The organism is Citrobacter sp. Cpo090 (genome assembly GCF_030332665.1).
Taxonomy (GTDB): domain Bacteria; phylum Pseudomonadota; class Gammaproteobacteria; order Enterobacterales; family Enterobacteriaceae; genus Citrobacter; species Citrobacter portucalensis.
In genome coordinates this window covers 446,345-470,999 of record NZ_JAOWHK010000038.1, presented here as the reverse complement: position 1 = coordinate 470,999, position 24,655 = coordinate 446,345, and the positions used below count along the sequence as shown (strand labels likewise).

Annotated in this window: 23 protein-coding genes, 2 pseudogenes and 1 other annotated feature; of the genes and pseudogenes, 11 read left to right on the top strand and 14 right to left on the bottom strand. The window is 49.8% G+C overall.

From position 1 onward, the window contains the following. Positions 1-3 precede the first annotated feature (3 nt). The 3 genes from phsC to phsA are packed head-to-tail and all read right to left on the bottom strand — an operon-like array spanning position 4 to position 3,634. A complete protein-coding gene (gene phsC / locus OGY83_RS24620) occupies positions 4-771 on the bottom strand; it encodes a thiosulfate reductase cytochrome B subunit (RefSeq protein WP_079939823.1) in 768 nt (255 codons plus the stop codon). Next, a complete protein-coding gene (phsB, locus tag OGY83_RS24615) occupies positions 768-1,346 on the bottom strand; it encodes a thiosulfate reductase electron transport protein PhsB (protein ID WP_079939822.1) in 579 nt (192 codons plus the stop codon). Before phsB ends, phsC begins: the two co-directional genes overlap by 4 nt. Positions 1,347-1,360: 14 nt before the next feature. Next, positions 1,361-3,634: a thiosulfate reductase PhsA gene (phsA, locus tag OGY83_RS24610; RefSeq protein ID WP_286637121.1), complete on the bottom strand. Its 2,274-nt coding sequence runs from the start codon at positions 3,632-3,634 to the stop codon at positions 1,361-1,363. A gap of 398 nt (positions 3,635-4,032) precedes the next feature. Here phsA and sbcB point away from each other — a divergent pair, with 398 nt between their 5' ends. Beyond that, positions 4,033-5,457: an exodeoxyribonuclease I gene (gene sbcB, locus OGY83_RS24605; protein ID WP_123267466.1), complete on the top strand. Its 1,425-nt coding sequence runs from the start codon at positions 4,033-4,035 to the stop codon at positions 5,455-5,457. A 58-nt stretch (positions 5,458-5,515) separates the two neighbouring features. Here the strand turns inward: sbcB and plaP are convergent, their stop codons facing one another. The 4 genes and pseudogenes from plaP to OGY83_RS24590 form a co-directional block, all read right to left on the bottom strand. Next, entirely contained in the window at positions 5,516-6,877 is a 1,362-nt protein-coding gene (plaP, locus tag OGY83_RS24600; RefSeq protein ID WP_123267467.1) for a putrescine/proton symporter PlaP, read from the bottom strand. Continuing rightward, positions 6,867-6,929 carry a membrane protein YoeI gene (gene yoeI / locus OGY83_RS25230; protein WP_099045591.1) on the bottom strand — a complete coding sequence of 21 codons (63 nt, stop codon included), beginning with the start codon at positions 6,927-6,929 and terminating at the stop codon, positions 6,867-6,869. The genes plaP and yoeI overlap by 11 nt, the downstream gene beginning before the upstream one ends. Positions 6,930-7,091: 162 nt before the next feature. Beyond that, a pseudogene (locus tag OGY83_RS24595) lies at positions 7,092-8,076 on the bottom strand (LysR family transcriptional regulator). Between the two features lie 41 nt (positions 8,077-8,117). After that, positions 8,118-8,942, bottom strand: a complete 825-nt coding sequence (locus OGY83_RS24590) for an SDR family oxidoreductase (RefSeq protein WP_003834190.1) — start codon at positions 8,940-8,942, stop codon at positions 8,118-8,120. 174 nt (positions 8,943-9,116) lie between these two features. Here OGY83_RS24590 and hisL point away from each other — a divergent pair, with 174 nt between their 5' ends. The 9 genes from hisL (at position 9,117) to hisIE (ending at position 16,347) form a co-directional block, all read left to right on the top strand. Continuing rightward, a complete protein-coding gene (gene hisL / locus OGY83_RS24585; RefSeq protein WP_100250077.1) occupies positions 9,117-9,164 on the top strand; it encodes a his operon leader peptide in 48 nt (15 codons plus the stop codon). Then, positions 9,140-9,262 (top strand) — a sequence feature (His leader region). Its footprint overlaps the gene before it by 25 nt. Positions 9,263-9,307: 45 nt before the next feature. Continuing rightward, positions 9,308-10,207, top strand: a complete 900-nt coding sequence (hisG, locus tag OGY83_RS24580; protein WP_003030161.1) for an ATP phosphoribosyltransferase — start codon at positions 9,308-9,310, stop codon at positions 10,205-10,207. A 5-nt stretch (positions 10,208-10,212) separates the two neighbouring features. Then, positions 10,213-11,517: a histidinol dehydrogenase gene (gene hisD, locus OGY83_RS24575; protein WP_079940108.1), complete on the top strand. Its 1,305-nt coding sequence runs from the start codon at positions 10,213-10,215 to the stop codon at positions 11,515-11,517. Further along, positions 11,514-12,593: a histidinol-phosphate transaminase gene (gene hisC / locus OGY83_RS24570; protein ID WP_286637120.1), complete on the top strand. Its 1,080-nt coding sequence runs from the start codon at positions 11,514-11,516 to the stop codon at positions 12,591-12,593. The genes hisD and hisC overlap by 4 nt, the downstream gene beginning before the upstream one ends. Next, entirely contained in the window at positions 12,590-13,657 is a 1,068-nt protein-coding gene (gene hisB, locus OGY83_RS24565; protein ID WP_286637119.1) for a bifunctional histidinol-phosphatase/imidazoleglycerol-phosphate dehydratase HisB, read from the top strand. The genes hisC and hisB overlap by 4 nt, the downstream gene beginning before the upstream one ends. Next, positions 13,657-14,247 (top strand): imidazole glycerol phosphate synthase subunit HisH, encoded by a 591-nt coding sequence (gene hisH, locus OGY83_RS24560; RefSeq protein ID WP_048218057.1) that lies wholly within the window; start codon positions 13,657-13,659, stop codon positions 14,245-14,247. Before hisB ends, hisH begins: the two co-directional genes overlap by 1 nt. After that, entirely contained in the window at positions 14,247-14,984 is a 738-nt protein-coding gene (gene hisA, locus OGY83_RS24555) for a 1-(5-phosphoribosyl)-5-[(5-phosphoribosylamino)methylideneamino]imidazole-4-carboxamide isomerase (RefSeq protein ID WP_148361798.1), read from the top strand. The genes hisH and hisA overlap by 1 nt, the downstream gene beginning before the upstream one ends. Next, positions 14,966-15,742, top strand: coding sequence for an imidazole glycerol phosphate synthase subunit HisF (gene hisF / locus OGY83_RS24550; RefSeq protein WP_079940112.1), 777 nt, complete (start codon positions 14,966-14,968; stop codon positions 15,740-15,742). The genes hisA and hisF overlap by 19 nt, the downstream gene beginning before the upstream one ends. Then, positions 15,736-16,347 (top strand): bifunctional phosphoribosyl-AMP cyclohydrolase/phosphoribosyl-ATP diphosphatase HisIE, encoded by a 612-nt coding sequence (hisIE, locus tag OGY83_RS24545; protein ID WP_123267473.1) that lies wholly within the window; start codon positions 15,736-15,738, stop codon positions 16,345-16,347. Before hisF ends, hisIE begins: the two co-directional genes overlap by 7 nt. Before the next feature lie 55 nt (positions 16,348-16,402). On the opposite strand, the gene wzzB is transcribed toward hisIE, so the two are convergent. Further along, positions 16,403-17,386 carry an LPS O-antigen chain length determinant protein WzzB gene (gene wzzB / locus OGY83_RS24540; RefSeq protein ID WP_286637118.1) on the bottom strand — a complete coding sequence of 328 codons (984 nt, stop codon included), beginning with the start codon at positions 17,384-17,386 and terminating at the stop codon, positions 16,403-16,405. Between the two features lie 172 nt (positions 17,387-17,558). Between wzzB and OGY83_RS25225 the strand changes: the two are divergent. Then, a pseudogene (locus OGY83_RS25225) lies at positions 17,559-17,841 on the top strand (protein CapI); the annotation flags it as partial. 58 nt (positions 17,842-17,899) lie between these two features. On the opposite strand, the gene ugd reads toward OGY83_RS25225, so the two are convergent. From ugd to wbjC, 6 genes are all read right to left on the bottom strand, one after another. Further along, a complete protein-coding gene (ugd, locus tag OGY83_RS24535; protein ID WP_286637117.1) occupies positions 17,900-19,066 on the bottom strand; it encodes a UDP-glucose 6-dehydrogenase in 1,167 nt (388 codons plus the stop codon). Between the two features lie 236 nt (positions 19,067-19,302). After that, the gene (gene gnd, locus OGY83_RS24530; protein ID WP_286637116.1) at positions 19,303-20,709 is read right to left on the bottom strand and encodes an NADP-dependent phosphogluconate dehydrogenase; all 1,407 of its coding nucleotides are present in this window, start codon (positions 20,707-20,709) and stop codon (positions 19,303-19,305) included. 115 nt (positions 20,710-20,824) lie between these two features. After that, positions 20,825-21,223: a WbuC family cupin fold metalloprotein gene (locus tag OGY83_RS24525; protein WP_286637115.1), complete on the bottom strand. Its 399-nt coding sequence runs from the start codon at positions 21,221-21,223 to the stop codon at positions 20,825-20,827. Then, positions 21,210-22,421, bottom strand: a complete 1,212-nt coding sequence (locus OGY83_RS24520) for a glycosyltransferase family 4 protein (protein ID WP_286637114.1) — start codon at positions 22,419-22,421, stop codon at positions 21,210-21,212. Before OGY83_RS24520 ends, OGY83_RS24525 begins: the two co-directional genes overlap by 14 nt. After that, on the bottom strand, positions 22,421-23,551 hold the full coding sequence (gene wecB / locus OGY83_RS24515) for a non-hydrolyzing UDP-N-acetylglucosamine 2-epimerase (protein WP_048235066.1): 1,131 nt from the start codon (positions 23,549-23,551) through the stop codon (positions 22,421-22,423). The genes OGY83_RS24520 and wecB overlap by 1 nt, the downstream gene beginning before the upstream one ends. Further along, complete coding sequence (gene wbjC, locus OGY83_RS24510) at positions 23,551-24,654, bottom strand: UDP-2-acetamido-2,6-beta-L-arabino-hexul-4-ose reductase (protein WP_286637160.1); 1,104 nt, start codon at positions 24,652-24,654, stop codon at positions 23,551-23,553. Before wbjC ends, wecB begins: the two co-directional genes overlap by 1 nt. Position 24,655 lies beyond the last annotated feature (1 nt).

Here is a 24,655-nt window from a genome sequence, read left to right as displayed (position 1 = left end):
GCGTTACCCTTTGCGCGGTGCTGTCTCTGCGTGATGGCTGCGATGACGGTGATAGCCATCGATCATACTGTGGAAAATTTGCCCCGGTGTGTCACCCAGCGTACACAGGTAAATATGTGCACAGATGAACAGTAAGCCGACAATCGCCAACACCATATGCAGTACCAGCATCACAGGCCCTGCCCCTACCACCTGTGGGTAGAGGCATAACAACCCGGTGATGATCAACAGCGGAACCAGCGCATACATGATGGCCAGATAAGCCAATTGTTGTAGCGGGTTAAATTTACTCTCTGCCGTTGCGGCAAACGGGTGTGGTTCACCTTTCATGATGCCATACAGATAAAAGCGCGTTTGCAACAAGCAGCGTGATATCAACCCGTTAAACTTCACCCGGTAATGACAACCGTTGCCGCTGGTTGCGTTGATTAGCACGAATCCAACCCAGAAGGCCAACAAGGCGAAGCCGCACCAGGTATGTACCTGCACCATCAATGCCACCGGTCCGACAGAGAAGTGTCCAAACAGGCCGCTCAGCAGAAGCAGGATAAAAAGCAGCGCATTACCCCAGTGCCAGCGACGAACTGCCAGCGAATAGAGGTAGTCCCGATGTTCTTCTCCGATTGCTGTTTTAGGTGCCAGCATCCGACGTAACAGCGCGTGCATAACCAGGCCCGCAATCATCAGCACAATAACAACGCCTGCATAAATGAGCCACAGCGGCCAGTAGTCCGGCGCATAGTTAAGCTCTGCTCCCCAGATAGAATTCATGCTTTACCCTCCTGATGGATTTCTTTACGCCGATAAACACTCACCGGGCCGCTACGCGTATTCTGCTGGCGATAAACCTCTTTTTGATTTATCCAGTGCTGAATTTCCGGATCGTCACGACGACCAAATTTCAGCGCATCAGTCGGACAAACGGAAACGCAGGCAGGCGATTGTCCAGCCTCCAGTCGGGTATCTGCGCAGAAGTTACATTTGTCGGCAATTCCCGTTTGCGGATTGAGATAACGGACATGGAATGGACAAGCGGCAACGCAGTAGTCGCAGCCAATACAGCGAGACTTATCCACTTGCACAATGCCATTTTCGTCGCGAAATGACGCACCGGTCGGACAAACGCTGACACACGGCGCATCTTCACAATGCTGACAGGAAACGCGAACAAACTGGAAGTGGGACAGCACCTCGGGTTCATGTTCGGGTGAACGGATCTGCACCTGTAAGCGGCTAAATCCCTCTGGCACATCATTCAAAACTTTGCAGGCAACCGTACATGCCTGACAGCCGATACAGCGTTTCTCGTCATGCAGCATGACATAAGGGTTTGTAGATTGATTCATGATGTTCTCCTTTCTCATGCCCGACGAAGCGTAACGCCAGCGGTGTGGACCACCGTACCAGAAACCGGACTGGTAACATGCGGAAGCAAATTACCGCAGTGAATACCGTGCGTTGTCGCTGCGGTTTTGGCTCCCGCCTTGGCGCCAAATCCCATATAAACAAACAGCGTATCGGGCCGAATTCCGGCGGTGACCAGCGCTTTGCCTTTTTCTTTGCCGGTCGCATTTTCCAGCCAGATGTCATCACCGCTTTTGATGCCTTTTTCACGGGCCGTTTGCGGGTGGATCCACACCGCGTTATCCCACATCAACTCGCTAAGCAGTGGCACGTATTGCGTCGCACCGTTGGTATGAACCGCCACTTTTCCCTGGATAAAATAGAGTTCACTGTCGCCTTTGAGCGCAAAATTGCGCGCGCGCGGAATACCGTAGCCAGGCAGGAGCGTTTCCAGCTCTTCGGAATAGAGTTCAATTTTTCCTGATGGAGATTTAAAGCGCAGTTGCTCGCCATAGGTACCGTCGCTGTCAACCGCCACCGCGCCCGGATAGCGTTCCACAAACTGACGCACCGCTTCAGGTTCACGCAGCAGCAACGGAACACCCCACTCCCGGTACCCTTTCTGACGCAATTCAGCAGATAGCGCATGATCGCCATTAAGCTGGTACAACTGACGCGTTTGCATATCCTGCCACGGGTAGAATTGCCCAAGGCCTAACTGCACGGCCAGCTCTTTCCAGATTTGCCAGCTCGGACGCGCATCACCAATAGGTTCCACTACCTGTTGGCGCAGGGCATAGGCTGGATTCAGGCCCGACATGTCTGAAACTTCTTCATCGCGCTCAAGGTAAGTACATTCAGGCAAAAGGTAGTCGGCATACGCCGCGCTTTCGCTTAAATAGACATCACAACTGACCACAAGGTCGAGCTGTTCAACGGTTTTGACCAGATCCGGTCGACAGGTAACGGTTTGGAAAGGGTTGTGTCGGGACATAATCCATCCCTTCACCGGATAAGGCGTCTGGTTTAACACAGCATCAATGATGCTTTGCACCACACCACCGCCCGCCGCGATGTACTTAAACTGCGGGGCTACCAGATCGATACGCTGCGCCGTTGGCTTGGGTAATTTGACATCGGGTTTTGCCAGCACCGGAGCGACCTTCTCTCCAGCCAGCTTATTGTAAGTTGCCGCCGCTTTTTTCTGGTACAAACCGCCTTCACGCTCAATATTGCCAAGCAGCACATTGAGGGTAAAAATCATGCGCCGCATATCAATTTCTTCTTGCGAAAACGTCGCGCGATGGCCCGGACTGACGATGGCATGAGGCGCGCAGGCGGCCATTTCGCGGGTGACCCGGACAATAACATCAGCGGGCACATCCGCAAGCTGCTGCGCCCATTCTGGCGTGGTCTCTTGTACCGCTTCTGCCAGTTGCTCAAACCCCGTGGTGTAGCGCGCCACAAAGTCAGCGTCATAAAGATTTTCATTGATCATGACGTGACACATGGCCATCAGCACCGGTAAGTCGCCACCCGGCTTGAGCGCATGCCATTCATCCGCTTTGCTGGAAAATACGGACAGACGGGGATCGAAGCTGACCATCTTCGCCCCCTTCTCCTGCGCGGTCATCAGTTCATGCGTATCAGCAACCTCGATCCCTTCATAGAGGTTATGACCAAAAGAGACCATATAACGGGTGTTGGCGATATCCATGGCTAAATCGCCACCCATCATAACTTTAGCGGCAATGGCTTTACCTGCAGGGCACGTTGATGCGTGAGTAAAGGTATTAGGTGACCCGAAAGCCGTTGCGAGGTGAAATAAATGGCCAGACAGCGAGCCGGATTTAGACGAGAAGACGATCCCCTGGGGACCATATTGTGATTTTATTGCCGTCATTTTTTCGGCAATTTCTTTATACGCTTGTTCCCAGCTAATGACCTGCCAGTCACCGCTCCCACGAGGCCCTGTGCGTTTCATAGGTTTAACAATGCGATGAGGGTCGTTGACCAGGCTAACACCGCTGCCGCCGCGAGCGCAGACACGTGTCCCCTGCTGTGGCGCATTAGGGTTCCCCTGAATAAAAACCGTTTTATTATTAATCACCTGAGCCTGAATTGGGCAGCGAAAAGAACACATCTCGCACAAACTTGGCGTCAGGGATGTTTTCCCTTTGATACTCTCCGGAGAATTTCGTGCCAGTGCCCCAGGCGGAAAACTGCCTATCGCACAGGCTGAACAGCCTATACCCACGCCTCGCAAAAAATTACGCCGACTAATGCTCATATAACCTCCTGTTATTAGATATATCCAATAATTATATGGCGTTTAGAATATTTATTTTTTACATCAATCACATTTCATTACAATGAATGGCAGCGAACCGACATAAATAAAAACCATTGTTTATAAAAGACTTTTAAAGTTTCCAGAACACAACAAAGAAAAAGAAAATAACAATAATGGTTATCAATTAGATTATTTACAAATTCGCAACTTCAAGATATTTTATTTCCGTAATTTATTTTAACAGTGCGGAATTTATTTATTAATTCTATTAATGTCCTGTTTATCTCAATTTTATTGCGTACACAATCCAGCTTCGATAATGCCATAGCTGATTATCTCGCTATTTTTTGGTATTCTTGGACCAGCGCTAAATTGATCCCGGACATAACTGAACAATGAATGACGGCAAGCAGCAACCTGGTTTTCTCTTCCACGATTACGAGACCTTTGGTACCCATCCGGCGCTGGACAGACCCGCGCAATTTGCGGCTATCCGCACAGATAATGATTTCAACATCATCGGCGAGCCAGAGGTCTTTTATTGCAAACCCGCAGACGACTATCTGCCGCAGCCAGAGGCGGTGTTGATTACGGGTATCACACCGCAGGAAGCACGTGAAAAGGGAGAGAATGAAGCCGCTTTTGCTGCACGCATCCACGCCCTGTTCACCGTGCCGAAAACTTGTATCCTGGGCTATAACAACGTGCGCTTCGATGATGAGGTGACGCGCAACATCCTGTATCGCAATTTCTACGATCCCTATGCCTGGAGCTGGCAGAACGATAATTCGCGCTGGGATCTTCTGGATGTGATGCGCGCCTGCTATGCCCTGCGCCCTGAAGGCATTAACTGGCCGGAAAACGACGACGGCTTACCCAGCTTCCGCCTGGAGCATTTGACCAAAGCCAACGGTATTGAGCATGCCAATGCTCACGATGCGATGGCGGACGTATACGCCACGATCGCAATGGCGCAATTAGTGAAGTCGCGCCAGCCTCGTCTGTTTGATTATCTCTACAGCCATCGTAATAAGCACAAGCTGGCCGCGCTGATTGATGTCCCGCAAATGAAGCCGCTGGTCCATGTCTCCGGTATGTTCGGCGCATGGCGCGGCAACACCAGTTGGGTAGCGCCGTTGGCTTGGCATCCGGAAAATCGTAACGCGGTTATTATGGTCGACTTAGCCGGTGATATTTCGTCGCTGCTCGAACTCGACAGCGACGCCCTGCGCGAGCGGCTCTACACGTCTAAAGCGGATCTGGGTGATAACCCGGCCGTACCGGTTAAACTGGTGCACATCAACAAATGCCCGGTACTGGCACAGGCGAATACCCTGCGTCCGGAAGATGCCGACCGTCTTGGCATTAACCGCCAGCATTGTCTGGATAATCTCAAAGTTCTGCGCGAAAATCCGCAGATACGCGACAAAGTGGTCGCGATCTTCGCCGATGCGGAACCCTTTACGCCATCAGAAAACGTGGATGCCCAACTGTACAACGGCTTTTTCAGCGATGCCGACCGTGCGGCGATGAAAATCGTTCTGGAAACCGAACCGCGCAATTTACCGGCGCTGGATATCTCTTTTGTCGATAAGCGCATTGAAAAACTGTTGTTTAATTACCGTGCACGTAACTTCCCGGGAACGCTGGACGAAGCCGAACAGCAACGCTGGCTGGATCATCGCCGCCAGGTATTCACACCGGAGTTTTTGCAAAATTACGCCAATGAATTACAGATGCTGAGTCAGCAATATGCGGATAACAAAGAGAAGTTGATGCTGCTGAAATCACTCTGGCAGTATGCCGAAGAGATTGTATAAGTCCCACGCATAAAAAAACGGAGAACATGTCTCCGTTTTTTTTAGCTAAATGCGGCTATTACGCGACATCTTCGTCGTACTGCGGCACCGGGTTGCGGAAGCTTTTGGTCACACAAGCCAGGTAAATCAGACCGATACCGGCCCAGATCAGACCCAGAACCATTGAGCTCTCTTCCAGGTTAACCCACAGCGCACCAACGGTCAGCGCACCACACATCGGCAGGAACAGATACTGGAAGTGGTCTTTCAGCGTCTTGTTACGCTTCTCACGGATCCAGAACTGGGAGATCACCGACAGGTTAACGAAGGTAAACGCCACCAGCGCACCAAAGTTAATCAGCGCCGTCGCCATCACCAGGTCGAAGTTGATTGCCAGCAGAGCAATTGCACCAACCAGAATGATGTTCATAGACGGAGTACGCCATTTCGGGTGTACATAGCCGAAGAAACTTTTCGGGAACACGCCATCACGGCCCATCACATACATCAGACGCGCTACGCCGGCATGCGCCGCCATACCGGACGCCAGTACGGTAATGGTAGAGAAAATCAGCGCGCCAACCTGGAAGAACTTACCGGCGACGTACAGCATGATTTCCGGCTGTGAAGCGTCTGGATCTTTGAAGCGCGAGATATCCGGGAAGTACAGCTGCAACAGATAGGTGGAGACGATAAAGATCAGGCCACCAATCAGCGCAGTCAGGAAAATCGCACGCGGGATCACACGCTCAGCGTCTTTGGTTTCTTCTGACAGGTTGCTGATACCGTCAAAACCGGTGAACGAGAAGCACAGGATGGTCGCGCCCGTGATCATCGGGATCACATGTGCATCACCTGACCAGAACGGACGGGTGCTTGCCAGCGTACCGGCACCTTCCCCTTCGAACACGCCATAAACGACCATGCCGAGGATCACTGCAATCAGCACCACCTGCAACAACACGATTACGGTGTTGAAATTCGCAACGGATTTAAGGCTGCGCAGGTTAAAGGCGGTCATAAAGGCCACCAGCGCCACCACGAATATCCATGACGGTATCGACGGCACCAGGGCTTCAAAATAAATTTTTGCCAACAGAATGTTGATCATCGGAGCGAACAGGTAATCCAGCAGTGATGACCAACCCACCATAAAGCCAACAGTCGGGCTAATGGATTTCTGGGCATAAGTGTAGGCAGAGCCTGCAGACGGATAGCGACGCACCAGTTTACCGTAGCTCAGTGCGGTAAAGAGGATGGCGATCAGTGCAAAGGCGTAAGCTGTCGGGACGTGACCATCGGTCATTCCTGATACGATACCGAATGTATCGAACAGCGTCATCGGCTGCATATAGGCAAGGCCCATCATGACAACCGGAACCAGCGTAAGCGTTTTACGTAATTCCACGCGAGAGGTGTTTGGAGTAGCGTTATGCGACATGGTTATCCCCCATTACGGCGAAAACCGTCGCGTAAGCAAAAAATTGCCCCATTTTTTGTTAATCCTCAGCGACAACAACTGTCGATTTTTAAGTAAGTATCTATCCGGTACGAAGCCCGGCCTCTTTTATGAATGATTGGTTTGATGCAAAAAAATAACCGACGCGTATTAAAACGTCGGTTAATGTCATTTTTTGCAAGCGGCGTATTTTGCACTAAATTGGGGAGAAATAACAAGAGATTGAAGTAGCCACAAAAGAATATTTTTTCTTAACTGATTGATTTGTCAGCAGCCGTTTTCACATACACCCCCGCAATAGCACTATTTGCTAAAATTTCATCCCGCCACCAGGCACTGGCTAACCCGGCGGTCTGTTCATTCCAGCCTATCCATACGGGTTCAAAGACAATTTGTGCGACCACTTTTTTCTCAATCAGTACGCCGCTCTCCAGAAATCGCTGCGCCAGGTAGCGCGGAATATAACCACATCCCAGACCGCTGATTTGCAATTCCAGCTTGGTTTTGAAATCAAAAACGGTAATGGCTTCCTGATCGTCAAGCACCTGGGAACCTGAGACGTTGGCATGCTGCGCATTGTCGCCCACCACAATGGCGCGAAAACGGCGAATGGTACGACGATTTAATGGTTCCTGTTCCTGTGCCAGCGGGTGATGCGGCGCAACCACAAACACCTGTTCCAAAACGCCCAGCCGTGCAAAACCAAATTCGCTCGCTGCTGGGGGTTCATGCATGGCGCCAACGATAATATCCGCCCGGCCCTGAGTAAGGGCATCCCAGGAGCCGCCCAGCACGCCATTGATAAATTTCAGGCGCGTCACACTGTGGTGTTGATAGAAAGATTCGATAAGTGGGGCCAGCAGTGAAAAGGGAAACGTATCATCTACGCCAATAACCAATTCATTCTCCCAGCCTTCGTGAAGTTTAATGGCCTGTTTTTCGAGTTCACGGACGGTGTGCAGCACCTCCCGCCCCTTTTCCAGCAGCATCTGCCCGGTGCGGGTGAACTTAGCCCGGTGTCCGCTGCGATCGAGTAGCTGAATATTAAGATCGCTTTCCAGCTTATGGACGGTGTAGCTAAGTGCAGACGGCGTCTTAAACAATTTTGCCGACGCCGCCGCGAAACTGCCCTCTTTTTCTAATGCATCGAGGATGATAAGAACGTCCAGCAGTGGTTTCATACTCGCCCCCTGGCGGTATACAGCGGCACTCTGCTGGCTTGTCACTCCATCGGCATCACCAGCGGATCAGGATACTGGTACTCAAACCCAAGCTCATTACAAATACGGTTGCCATCAATGACTTTACCTTTACCATTATCCGTTCCGCCGCGAAATTCCGGCGGCTCCATCCCCAACTGGCGGGCCATCTGCGGATAGAACACGTTACGCGCCGGATGCATAGGCGCACATATATTATAGATGTGTCCCCCTTTAGGCGCTTGCAGCAGTAACGTGATGGCAGAAACCACATCGTCCAGATGCACCAGATTGACGCCATGATGTCCGTCTGGTGCCGTCTTGCCAGCGAAGAAGCGACCGGGATGCCTTCCCGGACCGACCAACCCGGCCAGACGCAAAATATCCACCGACGTACCTGGCAAATTGTGCAACCAGTCTTCAAGTTCTTTCAGAACGCGACCGCTCGCCGTGACCGGATTACGCGCCGTCCCCTCTTTCACTGTGCCTTGAACGTCACCATAGACTGACGTCGAACTGGTAAAAATAATTCGTGGGATGCGATACGCCAGCGCGCTGTCGACCAGTTCCTGCATTGCCTGCAGGTAAAATGCTTCCCCAGGACCGCTGCGGCGTGCAGGCAGCGTAATAACCAGCGCATCGGCGTCCATCAGTGCATCGAGATCGTCAGCCTCACAGACCAGTTCAGGTTCCAGGCGCAGCGAGTAGCTCTCGATACCGCTCATGCGGGCCGCTTCCACCCCATCCAATGTGGTTTTGCTGCCGGTAACCTGCCAGCCTCTCGCCGCCAGCGACATGGCTAACGGCATGCCTAACCAACCTAACCCGACAATTGCGACCTTTTTCATGCCTTCTCTCCTGACTTTTGGCCTATAACGCAAGGCTACGCCAGCCCACGGTGGCTGACAATTCATAGTATCAATATGAAATGAATTAATGATCAAAAAAAGCCCTTGCTTTCCGTAGCTAAAGTGGTTTAGGTTAAAAGACATCAAATGAATAAACATTCATCGAGAAAATTTATGACACGCGCTCAATTCAAACACCATCATCACCATCATCCTGACTAGTCTTTCAGGCGATGTGTGCTGGGAGACATTTAAATCTTCCAGCGGTGCATGAGCGTATGAGAAAGCCCCCGGAAGATTTCTTCCGGGGGCTTTTTTTTGTGCGTGACCCAAACTGATTCAGACAGGATAACGAGGAATAAAGAATGTTAGACAACACCCGTTTACGCATAGCTATGCAGAAATCAGGCCGTTTAAGCGATGATTCACGCGAATTGCTGGCCCGTTGCGGCATTAAAATTAATCTTCACACCCAGCGCCTGATTGCGATGGCGGAGAACATGCCGATCGATATTCTGCGCGTGCGTGATGACGATATCCCAGGTCTGGTGATGGACGGCGTCGTTGACCTCGGCATCATCGGGGAGAACGTTCTGGAAGAGGAACTGCTCAACCGCCGGGCCCAGGGTGAAGACCCTCGCTATTTTACCCTGCGCCGTCTGGACTTCGGCGGCTGCCGTCTTTCGCTGGCTACCCCGGTTGATGAAGCCTGGGATGGCCCGGCAGCACTGAACGGTAAACGTATCGCGACCTCTTACCCGCACCTGCTCAAACGCTATCTCGATCAAAAAGGGGTGTCGTTTAAATCCTGTCTGTTAAACGGCTCAGTAGAAGTCGCTCCCCGCGCGGGCCTTGCTGATGCGATTTGCGATCTGGTGTCCACCGGTGCAACGCTTGAAGCCAACGGTCTGCGTGAAGTGGAAGTCATTTACCGCTCTAAAGCCTGTCTGATTCAGCGCGACGGCGAAATGGCCGACGCCAAGCAACAACTGATCGACAAACTGCTGACCCGTATCCAGGGGGTTATTCAGGCACGCGAATCCAAATACATCATGATGCACGCGCCGAGCGAACGTCTGGACGAGGTCATCGCCCTGCTGCCTGGCGCTGAGCGCCCTACCATTCTGCCACTGGCGGGCGACCAGCAGCGTGTTGCCATGCACATGGTCAGCAGCGAAACCCTGTTCTGGGAAACAATGGAAAAACTGAAAGCGCTTGGTGCCAGCTCAATTCTGGTACTGCCGATTGAGAAGATGATGGAGTAACGACCATGAGCTTCAATACCCTGATTGACTGGAATAGCTGTAGCCCCGAGCAGCAGCGCGAACTGCTGATGCGCCCGGCGATTTCCGCCTCTGACAGCATCAGCCGTACGGTGGCCGAAATTCTTGAGAACGTCAAAAATAACGGCGATCGGGCGCTGCGTGAATACAGCGCGAAGTTTGATAAAACCGAGGTCGGCGCGCTGCGCGTCACCGAGGAAGAAATCCAGCAAGCCAGCAGTCGCCTGAGCGACGAACTGAAACAAGCTATGCAGGCGGCGGTGCGTAATATTGATACTTTCCACACCGCGCAGATCCTGCCGCCGGTGGATATCGAAACCCAGCCGGGCGTACGTTGCCAGCAGGTTACCCGCCCTATCGCTTCCGTGGGCCTGTATATTCCTGGAGGTTCGGCACCGCTTTTCTCTACTGTATTAATGCTGGCGACCCCGGCGCGCATCGCCGGCTGCAAAAAAGTGGTGCTGTGCTCACCGCCGCCGATTGCCGATGAAATCCTCTACGCCGCGCAGTTGTGTGGTGTAAAAGAGGTGTTTAACGTAGGCGGCGCACAGGCCATTGCCGCACTGGCGCTGGGCACCGAATCTATTCCTAAGGTCGATAAAATCTTCGGGCCGGGCAATGCGTATGTGACCGAAGCCAAACGCCAGGTCAGCCAGCGTCTTGACGGCGCGGCCATCGACATGCCTGCTGGCCCGTCCGAAGTGCTGGTTATCGCCGACAGCGGTGCGACGCCGGACTTTGTTGCCTCTGACCTGCTTTCTCAGGCAGAACACGGCCCCGACTCGCAGGTTATCCTTCTGACGCCAGACGCTACGCTTGCCGAAGGCGTTGCCAAAGCCGTTGAGCGCCAGCTTGCTGAGCTTTCCCGCGCAGAGACCGCCCGCCAGGCTCTCAGTGCCAGTCGGCTGATTATCGCCAAAGATCTGGCGCAGTGCGTGGCCATTTCTAACGCCTACGGTCCGGAACACCTGATTATTCAGACCCGCAACGCGCGTGAACTGGTTGATGAGATCACCAGCGCCGGTTCGGTGTTCCTCGGCGACTGGTCGCCGGAATCCGCAGGCGACTATGCTTCTGGCACCAACCACGTTCTTCCGACCTACGGCTATACCGCAACCTGCTCAAGCCTTGGGCTGGCTGATTTCCAGAAACGGATGACCGTACAGGAGCTAACCCCACAAGGTTTCTCTGCCCTGGCCTCAACCATTGAAACACTGGCGGCCGCTGAACGACTGACTGCCCACAAAAATGCCGTAACCCTGCGCGTTAACGCCCTGAAGGAGCAAGCATGAGCACTGACAACTTTCTCAGCGTCACTGATTTAGCCCGTAAGAATGTTCGCGAGTTAACGCCCTATCAGTCTGCTCGTCGTCTCGGCGGTAATGGCGATGTCTGGCTCAACGCGAATGAATACCCCACTGCCGTGGAGTTCCAGCTCAGTCAGCAGACGCTGAACCGCTACCCGGAGTGTCAGCCGAAAGCGGTGATTGAGAATTACGCACAATATGCTGGCGTCAAACCGGAGCAGGTGCTGGTCAGCCGCGGCGCAGATGAAGGGATCGAACTGCTGGTGCGCGCGTTTTGCGAACCCAGTAAAGATGCCATTCTCTACTGCCCGCCGACTTACGGCATGTACAACGTCAGCGCCGAAACGATTGGCGTCGAATGCCGCACCGTTCCGACCCTTGATAACTGGCAACTGGATTTGCAAGGCATCGCGGACAAGCTTGATGGCGTGAAGGTGGTTTACGTATGCAGCCCTAATAACCCAACCGGCCAGTTGATTAACCCGCAGGATCTGCGTTCACTGCTCGAAATGGCGCAGGGTAAAGCTATTGTGGTCGCTGATGAGGCCTATATTGAGTTTTGCCCGCAGGCCACGCTGGCGGGCTGGCTGTCTGAGTATCCGCATCTGGTGATATTACGCACGCTTTCCAAAGCGTTTGCGCTCGCCGGTTTACGCTGCGGGTTTACGCTGGCGAATGAAGAGGTTATCAATCTGCTGTTAAAGGTGATTGCCCCTTACCCACTCTCTACGCCGGTGGCAGATATCGCCGCCCAGGCGCTGACGCCGCAAGGGATTTCCGCCATGCGTAAACGCGTAGAGCAGATCCTGGAAGAGCGTCAGTATCTGGTAGATCACCTGAAAACAATTCGCTGTGTAGAGCAGGTTTTCGATTCGGAAACCAACTATGTTCTGGCGCGCTTCACCGCATCAAGTAGCGTATTTAAATCTTTGTGGGATCAGGGCATTATCTTACGAGATCAGAATAAACAACCTTCGTTAAGCGGATGCCTGCGAATTACTGTCGGAACCCGCGAAGAGAGCCAGCGCGTCATTGACGCCTTACGTGCGGAGCAAGTATGAGCCAGAAGTATCTTTTTATTGACCGTGATGGAACCCTGATTTCCGAACCGCCAAGTGACTTTCAGGTCGATCGCTTTGACAAACTCGCCTTCGAACCGGAAGTTGTTCCCGTTTTGCTGAAACTGCAAAAAGCGGGTTTTAAGCTGGTTATGATCACTAACCAGGATGGACTCGGAACCCAGAGCTTCCCACAGGCTGATTTTGACGGTCCGCATAACCTGATGATGCAAATTTTCACCTCTCAGGGCGTGACGTTTGATGAGGTACTGATCTGCCCGCACCTGCCAGCGGACGAGTGCGATTGCCGTAAGCCAAAAGTGAAGCTGGTTGAACAGTATTTGGTTGAACAGGCCATGGATATGGCGAACAGCTACGTCATTGGCGACCGGGCGACCGATATTCAGCTCGCGGAAAACATGGGCATTAGCGGATTGCGTTACCATCGCGACACCCTGAACTGGGCGATGATCGGCGAGCAGCTGACCAAATGTGACCGCTACGCACACGTTGAGCGTAATACTAAAGAAACGCAGATTGACGTCAAAGTCTGGCTGGACCGCGAAGGCCGCAGCAAAATTAATACCGGCGTTGGCTTCTTTGACCACATGCTGGATCAAATCGCCACCCACGGCGGTTTTCGTATGGAGATTGCCGTCAAGGGCGATCTGTATATAGACGATCACCACACCGTTGAAGATACCGGTCTGGCGCTGGGCGAAGCCTTAAAGCTGGCATTAGGCGATAAACGCGGCATCAACCGTTTTGGTTTTGTGCTGCCGATGGACGAGTGCCTGGCACGTTGCGCGCTGGATATTTCCGGGCGTCCACACCTGGAGTACCGCGCGGAGTTTACCTACCAGCGCGTTGGCGATCTGAGCACGGAGATGATCGAACACTTCTTCCGTTCACTCTCTTACACTATGGGCGTCACCCTGCACCTGAAAACCAAAGGCAAAAATGACCACCACCGTGTGGAAAGCCTGTTTAAAGCCTTTGGCCGTACGCTGCGTCAGGCGATCCGCGTAGAAGGCGACACGCTGCCCTCCTCAAAAGGGGTGCTGTAATGGACGTGGTGATTCTGGACACCGGTTGCGCCAACCTGCACTCGGTAAAATCTGCCGTCGCACGGCATGGATACGACCCGGTTGTCAGCCGTGACCCGGACGTAGTGCTGCGCGCCGATAAACTGTTTCTGCCGGGCGTAGGCACCGCGCAGGCGGCGATGGACCAGTTGCACGAACGCGAATTGATTGAACTGATTAAAGCCTGTACGCAACCGGTACTGGGGATCTGTTTAGGTATGCAACTGCTGGGCCGCCGCAGCGAAGAGAGTAACGGTGTCTCCCTGCTGGGTATTATTGAACAAGACGTTCCGAAGATGACCGATTTCGGTTTACCGCTGCCGCATATGGGCTGGAATCGTGTCTATCCGCAGGCGGGAAACCGTCTGTTCCAGGGCATTGAAGACGGCGCCTATTTCTACTTTGTACACAGCTACGCTATGCCGGTAAACCCGTGGACCATCGCCCAGTGCAATTACGGCGAACCGTTTACCGCGGCCGTACAAAAGGACAATTTCTTTGGTGTGCAGTTCCACCCGGAGCGCTCGGGCGCGGCTGGGGCGCAGTTGCTGAAAAACTTTCTGGAGATGTAATGATTATTCCGGCATTAGATTTAATCGACGGCACGGTGGTGCGTCTTCATCAGGGCGATTACGCTAAGCAACGTGATTACGGTAACGATCCTCTCCCCCGTTTGCAGGATTACGCCGCTCAGGGTGCAGAGGTATTGCACCTGGTAGATTTAACCGGCGCGAAAGACCCGGCGCAGCGGCAAATCCCGCTGATCAAAACGCTGGTCGCTGGCGTCAATGTTCCGGTACAGGTTGGCGGCGGCGTACGTACGGAAGCGGACGTGGCGGCGCTTCTTGACGCAGGTGTGGCGCGCGTGGTGGTGGGTTCGACAGCGGTAAAATCCCCCGAGATAGTCAAAAGCTGGTTTGCCCGTTTTGGCGCCGACGCGCTGGTGCTGGCGCTGGACGTTCGTATTGACGAGCGCGGGAACAAACAGGTAGCGGTTAGCGGCTGGCAGGAAGATTCCGGGGTTTCACTGGAAGAACTGGTTGAGACCTATTTACCCGTCGGCCTGAAGCACGTGCTGTGCACCGATATCTCCCGCGACGGCACGCTGGCCGGCTCAAACGTCGCGCTGTATGAAGAAGTGTGCGCCAAATACCCGCAGGTCGCGTTTCAGTCATCTGGCGGCATTGGCGGAATCGAGGACGTAGCGGCCCTGCGCGGGACCGGAGTTCGCGGCGTGATTGTCGGACGCGCCCTGCTGGAAGGAAAGTTCACCGTTGAGGAGGCCATTCAATGCTGGCAAAACGCATAATTCCTTGTCTGGACGTCCGTAACGGGCAGGTGGTAAAAGGCGTCCAGTTCCGTAATCACGAGATTATTGGTGACATCGTCCCGCTGGCAAAACGCTATGCCGATGAAGGCGCAGATGAACTGGTGTTCTACGATATCACCGCTTCCAGCGATGGACGCGTAGTGGATAAAAGCTGGGTGTCACGCGTGGCGGAAGTGATCGATATTCCATTCTGTGTCGCCGGTGGCATTAAATCCATCGACGATGCGGCGCGCATTCTCTCTTTCGGGGCGGATAAAATCTCCATCAATTCCCCGGCGCTGGCCGAACCGGAACTTATCACCCGTCTGGCAGATCGCTTTGGCGTGCAGTGCATCGTGGTGGGCATTGATACCTGGTATGACGCGGACACCGGCAAATATCACGTTAATCAGTATACCGGGGATGAAAGCCGTACCCGCGTCACACAGTGGGAAACACTGGACTGGGTGCAGGAAGTCCAAAAACGCGGCGCGGGCGAAATCGTCCTGAACATGATGAACCAGGACGGCGTACGTAACGGTTATGACCTGGAGCAACTGAAAAAAGTACGTGACGTTTGCCACGTCCCGCTGATTGCCTCCGGCGGAGCAGGCACCATGGAACACTTTCTGGAAGCTTTCCGGGATGCCGACGTTGACGGCGCGCTTGCCGCCTCCGTCTTCCACAAGCAAATTATCAATATTGGCGAATTAAAAGCGTACCTGGCAACACAGGGCGTGGAGATCAGGATATGTTAACGAAGCAACAATGCCGCGAGCTGGACTGGGAAAAAACCGACGGACTGATGCCAGTCATCGTGCAGCATGCGGTTTCCGGTGAAGTATTGATGCTGGGTTATATGAACCCGGAGGCGTTGGATAAAACGCTCGAAAGCGGCAAAGTGACCTTTTTCTCGCGGACCAAACAGCGCCTGTGGACCAAAGGAGAAACCTCCGGTCACTTCCTGAATGTGGTGAGCATTGCGCCTGACTGCGACAACGACACTCTGCTGGTGCTGGTTAACCCGATTGGCCCAACCTGCCATAAAGGCACCTCAAGCTGCTTTGGCGACACTAACCACCAGTGGCTGTTCCTGTATCAGCTTGAGCAACTGTTAGCCGAACGTAAAACCGCTGACCCGGCCAGTTCCTACACTGCGAAGCTGTATGCCAGCGGCACCAAACGCATTGCGCAGAAAGTGGGTGAAGAAGGCGTAGAAACCGCGCTGGCCGCGACGGTGAACGACCGTTTTGAGCTGACAAATGAAGCCTCTGATCTCATGTATCACCTGCTGGTGCTGCTGCAAGACCAGGACCTCGACCTGACGACGGTGATTGAGAATTTACGTAAGCGTCATCAGTAAGTTGCAGATATGAAAAAACCGGGCGCTGCCCGGTTTTTTGTTGTCAGCTTCAGACTTACTCTGCTTTGGATTTGTAACCACGCAGAGCATTTCGCCCCAGCACCACACCGGCACCAATCATCCCACCAAGCAGAACCGCCAGCACGAGGGTAATCGCTTTTTTCGGACTGTCACGACGAATCGGTAACGTTGGTTTCATCACATAACGGTAGGCGTGTAACTCACTCCCTTCAAGCTTAAGATTTTCGATATCCAACAGCTTTTGTTTGGTCTGAAAGTAGTTATCAGACAATATCAAAGGACGTGTAGATTCATGCTCAATCATGGACTTCAGGGCATCACTACCCAACAGGAACATACTGTCCTGCGTCACATCCTGCGTCTGCTGAATTTGCGGCTTAGTCACCCCGGCCTGCTCTGCATAACGCAGCGCTTCCTGAATTTGCTTAATTCGCAGATCTTTTTGCTCCTGAGCGACTACTTCCTGTGTTTTCAGAGAGTCTTGCAACGTGGTGGTTTGCAACTTGATATTATCTATCAGGTCAAGCCCCAGCTCTTTAGCAACTTTTTCATCTGTTTGTTGAATATATTCAGCAAGCTGACGCTGAGCGTCTTCTGGTGAGCCACCCACATAAGAAACCGCCAACGGCAGCGGTTGACCTTTAACAGACTGTTCAATTGACAGTTTCTGTGGTTCTTCCTGATTATCAAGCGTTTCAGCCAATGCAGAGAAAGAGGTACTGAAACGACCAACAACGTTTGTCTGCAGCTCAGTAACCTTGGGGGCGCTGGCACCATACAACACATTGAGGGCGTTGTTATAGGTGGCTATCTGACCCACATCTGGTTGAGTAATAATGGCTGTTGAGGTCCATTTCTCCTTAGCAACTGCCAGATAGCCCACAGCAAGCACTATGGCAATAACAATCGCGATAACGATTGTTACTTTCCCACGCCATAACTGTACCAGTAAATCAATCAAATCAATCTGTTCCGGATCGTGACTGCGCCCGGACATGTTGTTATCACTTACAGACATAGAAACCCTAGATAAGGAAAGACTTAAACTGGAATCAGTTTAGCTATAAATTGAGGCAATGCCATAGGATTAATGATAAAAAAATCAAATTGTTTCAGGGATTTTGATTGGTATTTCAATCACTACTGAAAATCGATACGATTAAACATAAGTGGATCGATGCAGACAGCAATGGACCGTAGAAACGGGCACGCCTACAGTCAACATTGCACCCTATCGCGTCGACAATATCAGCAATAGCTAACCGGTTGAGCTAATAGCCTGTATCCAGGCTTTGGAAGATGGCTGAGTATTGAAGCGACAAAAAAAGCTACCATTACAGCCAGGTAATGTACTGGAAACCAACGCAGACACTAAAGCACTGTAACGATGTTATTGTTTTTACGCCTGAAACAACAGTTAAAGTTGTGGTTAAGAACTTTGTTAACTGGCACCGTGATTGCTACAAAGTTTAATCACTGACCTGATTAAAACAAAAAGGCCTTTTATAAGGCCTTTTTTATGGAGATGAGATTAATCACTACCAAACAAATCGCGGGTATATACTTTATCGGCGACATCAGCTAATTCTGACACCATGCGGTTAGAAATAATAATATCCGCTTCATTTTTGAACGCATTAAGATCACGCACTACCCGAGAGTGGAAAAACTCATCCTCTACCATGACGGGTTCATAAATAATAACAGATACCCCCTTGGCTTTAATACGCTTCATAATGCCCTGAATAGATGATGCCCGGAAATTATCGGAACCGCTTTTCATAATTAAACGGTATACGCCAACTACTTTAGGTTGACGGGCAAGAATAGAGTCTGCGATAAAGTCTTTGCGCGTCCGGTTTGCATCAACGATTGCACCAATAATGTTATTTGGCACAGATGCATAATTCGCCAACAGCTGCTTAGTATCTTTCGGCAGGCAGTAGCCACCATAGCCGAATGACGGGTTATTGTAGTGATTACCGATACGGGGATCCAGACACACACCTTCAATAATCTGCCGTGAGTTCAGACCAAGGCTTTCGGCATAGCTGTCCAGTTCGTTAAAGTAGGCCACACGTAACGCCAGATAGGTGTTAGCGAACAACTTGATGGCTTCGGCTTCAGTCGAGTCGGTAAATAAGGTCGGGATATCCTTCTTCACCGCTCCTTCCTGCAGCAACCAGGCAAAGCGCTCGGCACGTTCGGAACGTTCACCAATAACGATACGAGATGGGTGCAGGTTGTCGTATAGAGCTTTACCCTCACGCAGGAATTCAGGGGAGAAGATGATATTATCTGAGCTATATTTTTGACGCATTGATTGAGTAAAACCGACAGGAACTGTCGATTTTATTATCATTAAGGCATCTGGATTTATTTCAATAACATCCTGTATGACTGACTCGACACTGCTAGTATCAAAGTAATTAGTTTTAGGATCGTAGTCTGTTGGGGTTGCAATAATGACAAACTCTGCACTCTGATAAGCGTAGTATTTATCTAGTGTAGCTTCGAATTTTATATCTTTTGATTGCAGATACTGTTCAATTTCTTGATCAGCTATCGGAGACATCCGATTATTTAGCATCTCGACACGTGAGGGAACAATGTCCAGAGCAATGACCTTATGATGTTGGGCGATAAGAAGGCTATTTGACAGACCAACATACCCAGTACCAGAAATGGCGATTTTCATTTCATGCTCTCAGTATTATCTTAATATTTAATCATGATGCCGTACATCTTGATAAGAGGATAATGTTTTAACTTTTTTTTGAATATCAAGTCAACGAAGGTCAAAACAATTAAGATTTTCTTTATCAGAGTACGCCAGGAATATTAAGAAAAGATTAAGCAATCAACTTAAATCAATAGAATTCGAGATAAAAAAAAGCCCGGTCAAAAAAACCGGGCCAGTGCACGTCAGAAGACTTACTCCATCCATTCGGTGTGGAATACACCTTCTTTATCTGTGCGTTTATACGTGTGCGCACCGAAATAGTCACGCTGGGCCTGGATCAGGTTAGCCGGAAGTAGCGCAGAACGATAGCTGTCGTAGTAGGCTACCGCTGCAGAAAAGGTCGGTACCGGAATGCCGTTCTGCACAGCATAAGCCACTACATCACGCAGCGCTTGCTGATATTCGTCAGCGATATTTTTAAAGTACGGAGCCAGCAGCAGGTTTGCGATACCTTTATTTTCAGCATAAGCGTCAGTGATTTTCTGCAGGAACTGCGCGCGAATGATGCAGCCCGCGCGGAAGATCTTCGCGATTTCACCGTAGTTCAGATCCCAGTTGTATTCGTCAGACGCAGCGCGCAGTTGAGAGAAGCCCTGCGCGTAGGAAACGATTTTACCCAAGTACAGCGCGCGACGAACTTTCTCAACAAACTCTGCTTTATCACCAGCCAGTTTAGCCTGCGGACCAGACAGCACTTTAGATGCCGCAACGCGCTGGTCTTTCAGAGAAGAGATGTAGCGAGCGAATACGGATTCGGTGATCAGCGACAGCGGTTCACCCAGATCCAGAGAGCTCTGACTGGTCCATTTACCGGTGCCTTTGTTCGCCGCTTCGTCCAGGATCACATCCACCAGGTATTTACCCTCTTCATCTTTTTTGGTGAAGATGTCTTTGGTGATGTCAATCAGGTAGCTACTTAGCTCGCCTTCATTCCACTCGGTAAAAGTGGTTGCCAGCTCTTCGTTAGACAGATTAAGGCCGCCTTTAAGCAGAGAATAGGCTTCAGCAATCAGCTGCATATCGCCATATTCGATACCGTTGTGCACCATCTTCACGTAATGACCCGCACCGTCAGCGCCGATATAAGTTACACATGGTTCGCCATCTTCAGCAACCGCAGCAATCTTGGTCAGGATAGGCGCAACCAGCTCATACGCTTCTTTCTGGCCGCCAGGCATGATAGATGGGCCTTTCAGGGCACCTTCTTCACCACCGGAAACGCCAGTGCCGATGAAGTTAAAGCCTTCAGCAGACAGTTCACGGTTACGACGGATAGTGTCCTGGAAGAAAGTGTTACCGCCATCAATGATGATGTCACCTTTGTCCAGGTACGGCTTCAGGGAATCAATAGCAGCATCAGTGCCAGCACCCGCTTTCACCATTAACAGGATACGACGTGGGGTTTCAAGAGACTCGACGAACTCTTTCACCGTGTAATAAGGAACCAGTTTCTTACCCGGGTTCTCGGCAACAACTTCTTCAGTTTTCTCGCGAGAGCGGTTGAAGATTGAGACGGTATAACCACGGCTTTCGATGTTGAGCGCCAGGTTGCGCCCCATCACAGCCATACCGACGACGCCGATCTGTTGCTTGGACATTACATACTCCTGTCAGGTGTGGTCACCGCGCAGCATGTGCGCGGCTTAAAATGTGGTATAGATGTTAACTCATGTTTAGCTTGGGCAGATAGCGGAAGATGCGTTCAAACAGGCATCACACGAACGATTTTGCAAAAGAAGGGTCGAATGGTCCTTCTTTCACTTCCATCATAAGCGCGCGCGGAGACAGGCATTCAACACTGTGTATATCTCCTGGAGAAAACTCCACAATACTAATTCCGGTATTCTCTCCTGCAACAAATTGCTTTATAACTTCGCCATTTTTACTATGCAAACAAACCTGCAGTTGCCCCTGCAAAACAATGAACATTTCCCACTGATGAGGTAGTTCGTGATAATGTGGTTCCACATAGCTGCCCTTGACTAATGCAATGAGTAACCGCTGTACCTTTTCTTGATGCGATTCATGCATCAAAAGATGGGAGCGCAAACGTTCTGATTGCTCGGCTTGATCGTATAATTCGTCAATTTGGTTATTATTAACTAACCGCATTGTATGCCTCCAGTCTCATTTCTATCGTCTGCGCTGCAGACTCAACAGAGAATTCCGCTTTCAACAACATATTTGCGCCTAAACCAAGTTGGCGGCGAATATTAACATCATTCAGCATTAACAGCGCAGATTGGCATAGTTTATCATCCTCACCATTGACATGTATTAATCCAGCGTTATTTTGATTGACGATATCAAGCAAATCATTTCCAGCATTCACGCTACCTAAAATAGGCAGAGACTGAACCATATAACCCAGCAACTTACCGGGGAAATTATGGGAAGAGTGTTTAGCAGAAAGAGAAAACAAGCCTATATCCATTTCTGATAAAATGAATTTAAATTCATCCTGATTAACCGAGGCCAAATAGGTAAAATTCGTCAATGCCCACTCAGCAGCCAAGGAATTAATTAATTCAACTTCATCACCCTGGCCAATAAAAAGGAAATGAGCCTGCGGATATGCCGCCATATTTCTCACAAGGCGCATCAAGTTTGCCATATCCTGTGCATGACCGATGTTTCCACCATAGAAGAAAATGATTTTATCTTCAAGGCCAAGTCGCTTACGCAGTGGTAGATAATCCTTGGGTAAGACCGTTGGTGTTAGGGATGCCCAATTACGAAGAACTTCGCACGGATAGCCCTTATTTGTCATCCGAAAAACCTCAAGATTCTTATCAGACATAAGTCCAATACGGTTAGCCTGACGATAAGATTTTCTTTCAAAAAGACGAAAATAGCGTTCTATGGGGGAACCTGCATTAAGCATCCCTGCATCAATTACCCATTGGGGAAACATATCTCTTAAAATAAGATAGGCTGGACATTGGCAACGAGACTTTATTTTTTTAACTAAATACCCCCAGAATATAGAAGGTGAGTAATAAACCACCCCATCAAAGGTCTCTTTATTTACCCGATTTTTGATGGCTTTCCACGCGCGATAAGACAAAAGTGTTTCATTGATCGCTCGCCGAATTTTACTTACATCCTTGAGCGGTCCACTTTTAAAACGCCATGTTTTGACCCCCTGAAAGGTATCAAAAGAAATATCTTCTTGCATGCCCGTATCAGGAGTAATTACCGTAACATCGTGCCCACGATGAATAAATTCTTGAGCCAGGTCATGGAACATTTTTGCACCAACACGAGTACTGTTGGGAAGGTAATCATCTATGATTAAAGCAAGTTTCATCAATATTCTTTCCAGACAACTCTCTTAACATAATCCGTGTAAGAGTGAACAATTCTAACAACTTTATCCGATACATTCGGCATGCTGTAATCGCTAACCTGACGTAAAAGACGGACTTTGCCACGCGGTTGTGTTGCCAGAATGTCCAGCGCCTGTAATACGCGCTCACACTCCAACCCCACCATCATGACGGATGCTTCTTCAAAGCCCTCCGGACGCTCGTGCGCTTCCCGAATGTTTATCGCAGGGAAATTCATGATGGATGACTCTTCAGTGATAGTGCCGCTATCTGAAAGCACAGCACGTGAGTTTTTCTGCAAGTGGTTATAATCATGAAAACCCAGTGGTTTCAGTAGATTTATATTTGGATGAAATTCAATTCCTTGTTCATTGATTCGGTTACGTGTCCGTGGATGTGTGGAAACAATTACTGGAAGATTATATTTTTCAGCAATAGTGTTTAGAATGTTCGCAAGTTTTACGAGCTGTTTAGGAGAATCAACATTCTCTTCACGATGCGCACTGACAACAAAGAATTCACCAGACCGTAGATTCAAACGCGAGAGTACATCTGAATCATCAATTTGGGGCATATAATATGAAAGTACCTCAAACATGGGGCTACCAGTTTTTATGATCCGATCAGCAGGGATACCTTCAGCTAAGAGATATTCACGAGCAATATCACTGTAGGTCATATTGATATCAGCCGTATGGTCAACAATACGCCTGTTGGTTTCTTCAGGCACGCGTTGATCGAAACAACGGTTACCTGCTTCCATATGAAAAATAGGCACTTTACGACGTTTGGCCGGAATGGCAGAAATACATGAATTAGTATCTCCCAACACCAGCATTGCTTCAGGTTTTTCGATTTCTAATACTTCATCTACCTTAATAATAACCTGGCCAATAGTTTCCGCCGCATTTTTACCCGCTGCATTTAAAAAATAATCAGGTTTTCGAACACCCAAGTCATTAAAAAATACTTCATTTAATTCGTAATCATAATTTTGACCAGTATGGACAAGAATATGATCGCAGTGTTCATCAAGCTTAGCAAGAACTCTCGACAAACGGATAATCTCAGGGCGGGTCCCAACAACAGACATAACTTTTAATTTTTTCATTATAGAGGTCTCGCAATAGTATCAGGCTCATCACGGTTGAAAATTTCATTTGCCCAGAGCATGACTATTAATTCATCAGTTCCAATATTTGTAATGTCATGTGTCCAACCAGGGACTGTTTCAACAATCTTAAACTCATCAGATGAAACTTTCAGTTCATATCGCTCACCGGTAATCACATGTTCAAATTTAAAGCATGCCTGACCTCGAATGACCAAGAATTTCTCATTTTTACTGTGATGGTAGTGTCCGCCACGCGTAATACCTGGGTGAGCAGTAAAAAATGAAAACTGCCCCGCTGTAGGCGTTTTCAGCATCTCACAAAAGACTCCGCGAGCATCCCCATAAGAAGGTACCTTGTACGCAAATTTCTCTGCTGGTAGATAACTCAGCCATGTAGAATACAATGCACGGGTAAATCCCGTCCCGACAGCTTCTGTGATAAGGGTGGAACGGCTATTTTTGAAGCTATAAATTAATTCTGCAACTTCACCAACTGTAGTTGAATAAATTGGCGCAACAACTTTATATCCGCTTTCAACCGTCCCAGAGAGAAGAGCTATCGCATCAGTACAAACATCATCAATATAAACCAGATTGACTGGCGCTGATGCATCATTGATAGTAATGTCAATATCATTGGCAATGTTATGGCAAAAAGTCGCTACAAAAGAATTATAGTTTGGCTGGCACCATTTACCAAAAACGTTTGGATATCTGAAAATATAATATGGAGAACCACTAATAGCGGCATACTTTTCGATATGTCTTTCAGCTATAGCTTTGCTTAATCCATAAGCATTATCAAGTTCTGCTTGTATCGAAGAACTTAGCATAATTGGTGTATTCTTTTCAATAGAAAGGAGATACTCAACTATGTACTTAGTTAAATCACTATTTCCAGAAATAAATTCATCATCAGTCTTAGGTCTATTGATACCAGCTAAGTGATAAATAAAATCAGCATCCTGTAAACCGCGTTCAAGATCTTGATTTGTTGAATCTCGATCAATTCTGATGAGATTCTTATAACCGAGTTCCTCAAGCCTCAAACATAAATTACGACCAATAAAACCATTTGCACCAGTAATCAATATTCTCATA

Coding starts and splice junctions, on each gene's coding strand:
- phsC (WP_079939823.1), bottom strand. CDS start 771: ATGAATTCTATCTGGGGAGCAGAGCTTAACTATGCGCCGGACTACTGG.
- phsB (WP_079939822.1), bottom strand. CDS start 1,346: ATGAATCAATCTACAAACCCTTATGTCATGCTGCATGACGAGAAACGC.
- phsA (WP_286637121.1), bottom strand. CDS start 3,634: ATGAGCATTAGTCGGCGTAATTTTTTGCGAGGCGTGGGTATAGGCTGT.
- sbcB (WP_123267466.1), top strand. CDS start 4,033: ATGAATGACGGCAAGCAGCAACCTGGTTTTCTCTTCCACGATTACGAG.
- plaP (WP_123267467.1), bottom strand. CDS start 6,877: ATGTCGCATAACGCTACTCCAAACACCTCTCGCGTGGAATTACGTAAA.
- OGY83_RS24590 (WP_003834190.1), bottom strand. CDS start 8,942: ATGAAAAAGGTCGCAATTGTCGGGTTAGGTTGGTTAGGCATGCCGTTA.
- hisG (WP_003030161.1), top strand. CDS start 9,308: ATGTTAGACAACACCCGTTTACGCATAGCTATGCAGAAATCAGGCCGT.
- hisD (WP_079940108.1), top strand. CDS start 10,213: ATGAGCTTCAATACCCTGATTGACTGGAATAGCTGTAGCCCCGAGCAG.
- hisC (WP_286637120.1), top strand. CDS start 11,514: ATGAGCACTGACAACTTTCTCAGCGTCACTGATTTAGCCCGTAAGAAT.
- hisB (WP_286637119.1), top strand. CDS start 12,590: ATGAGCCAGAAGTATCTTTTTATTGACCGTGATGGAACCCTGATTTCC.
- hisH (WP_048218057.1), top strand. CDS start 13,657: ATGGACGTGGTGATTCTGGACACCGGTTGCGCCAACCTGCACTCGGTA.
- hisA (WP_148361798.1), top strand. CDS start 14,247: ATGATTATTCCGGCATTAGATTTAATCGACGGCACGGTGGTGCGTCTT.
- hisF (WP_079940112.1), top strand. CDS start 14,966: ATGCTGGCAAAACGCATAATTCCTTGTCTGGACGTCCGTAACGGGCAG.
- hisIE (WP_123267473.1), top strand. CDS start 15,736: ATGTTAACGAAGCAACAATGCCGCGAGCTGGACTGGGAAAAAACCGAC.
- wzzB (WP_286637118.1), bottom strand. CDS start 17,386: ATGTCTGTAAGTGATAACAACATGTCCGGGCGCAGTCACGATCCGGAA.
- ugd (WP_286637117.1), bottom strand. CDS start 19,066: ATGAAAATCGCCATTTCTGGTACTGGGTATGTTGGTCTGTCAAATAGC.
- gnd (WP_286637116.1), bottom strand. CDS start 20,709: ATGTCCAAGCAACAGATCGGCGTCGTCGGTATGGCTGTGATGGGGCGC.
- OGY83_RS24525 (WP_286637115.1), bottom strand. CDS start 21,223: ATGCGGTTAGTTAATAATAACCAAATTGACGAATTATACGATCAAGCC.
- OGY83_RS24520 (WP_286637114.1), bottom strand. CDS start 22,421: ATGAAACTTGCTTTAATCATAGATGATTACCTTCCCAACAGTACTCGT.
- wecB (WP_048235066.1), bottom strand. CDS start 23,551: ATGAAAAAATTAAAAGTTATGTCTGTTGTTGGGACCCGCCCTGAGATT.
- wbjC (WP_286637160.1), bottom strand. CDS start 24,654: ATGAGAATATTGATTACTGGTGCAAATGGTTTTATTGGTCGTAATTTA.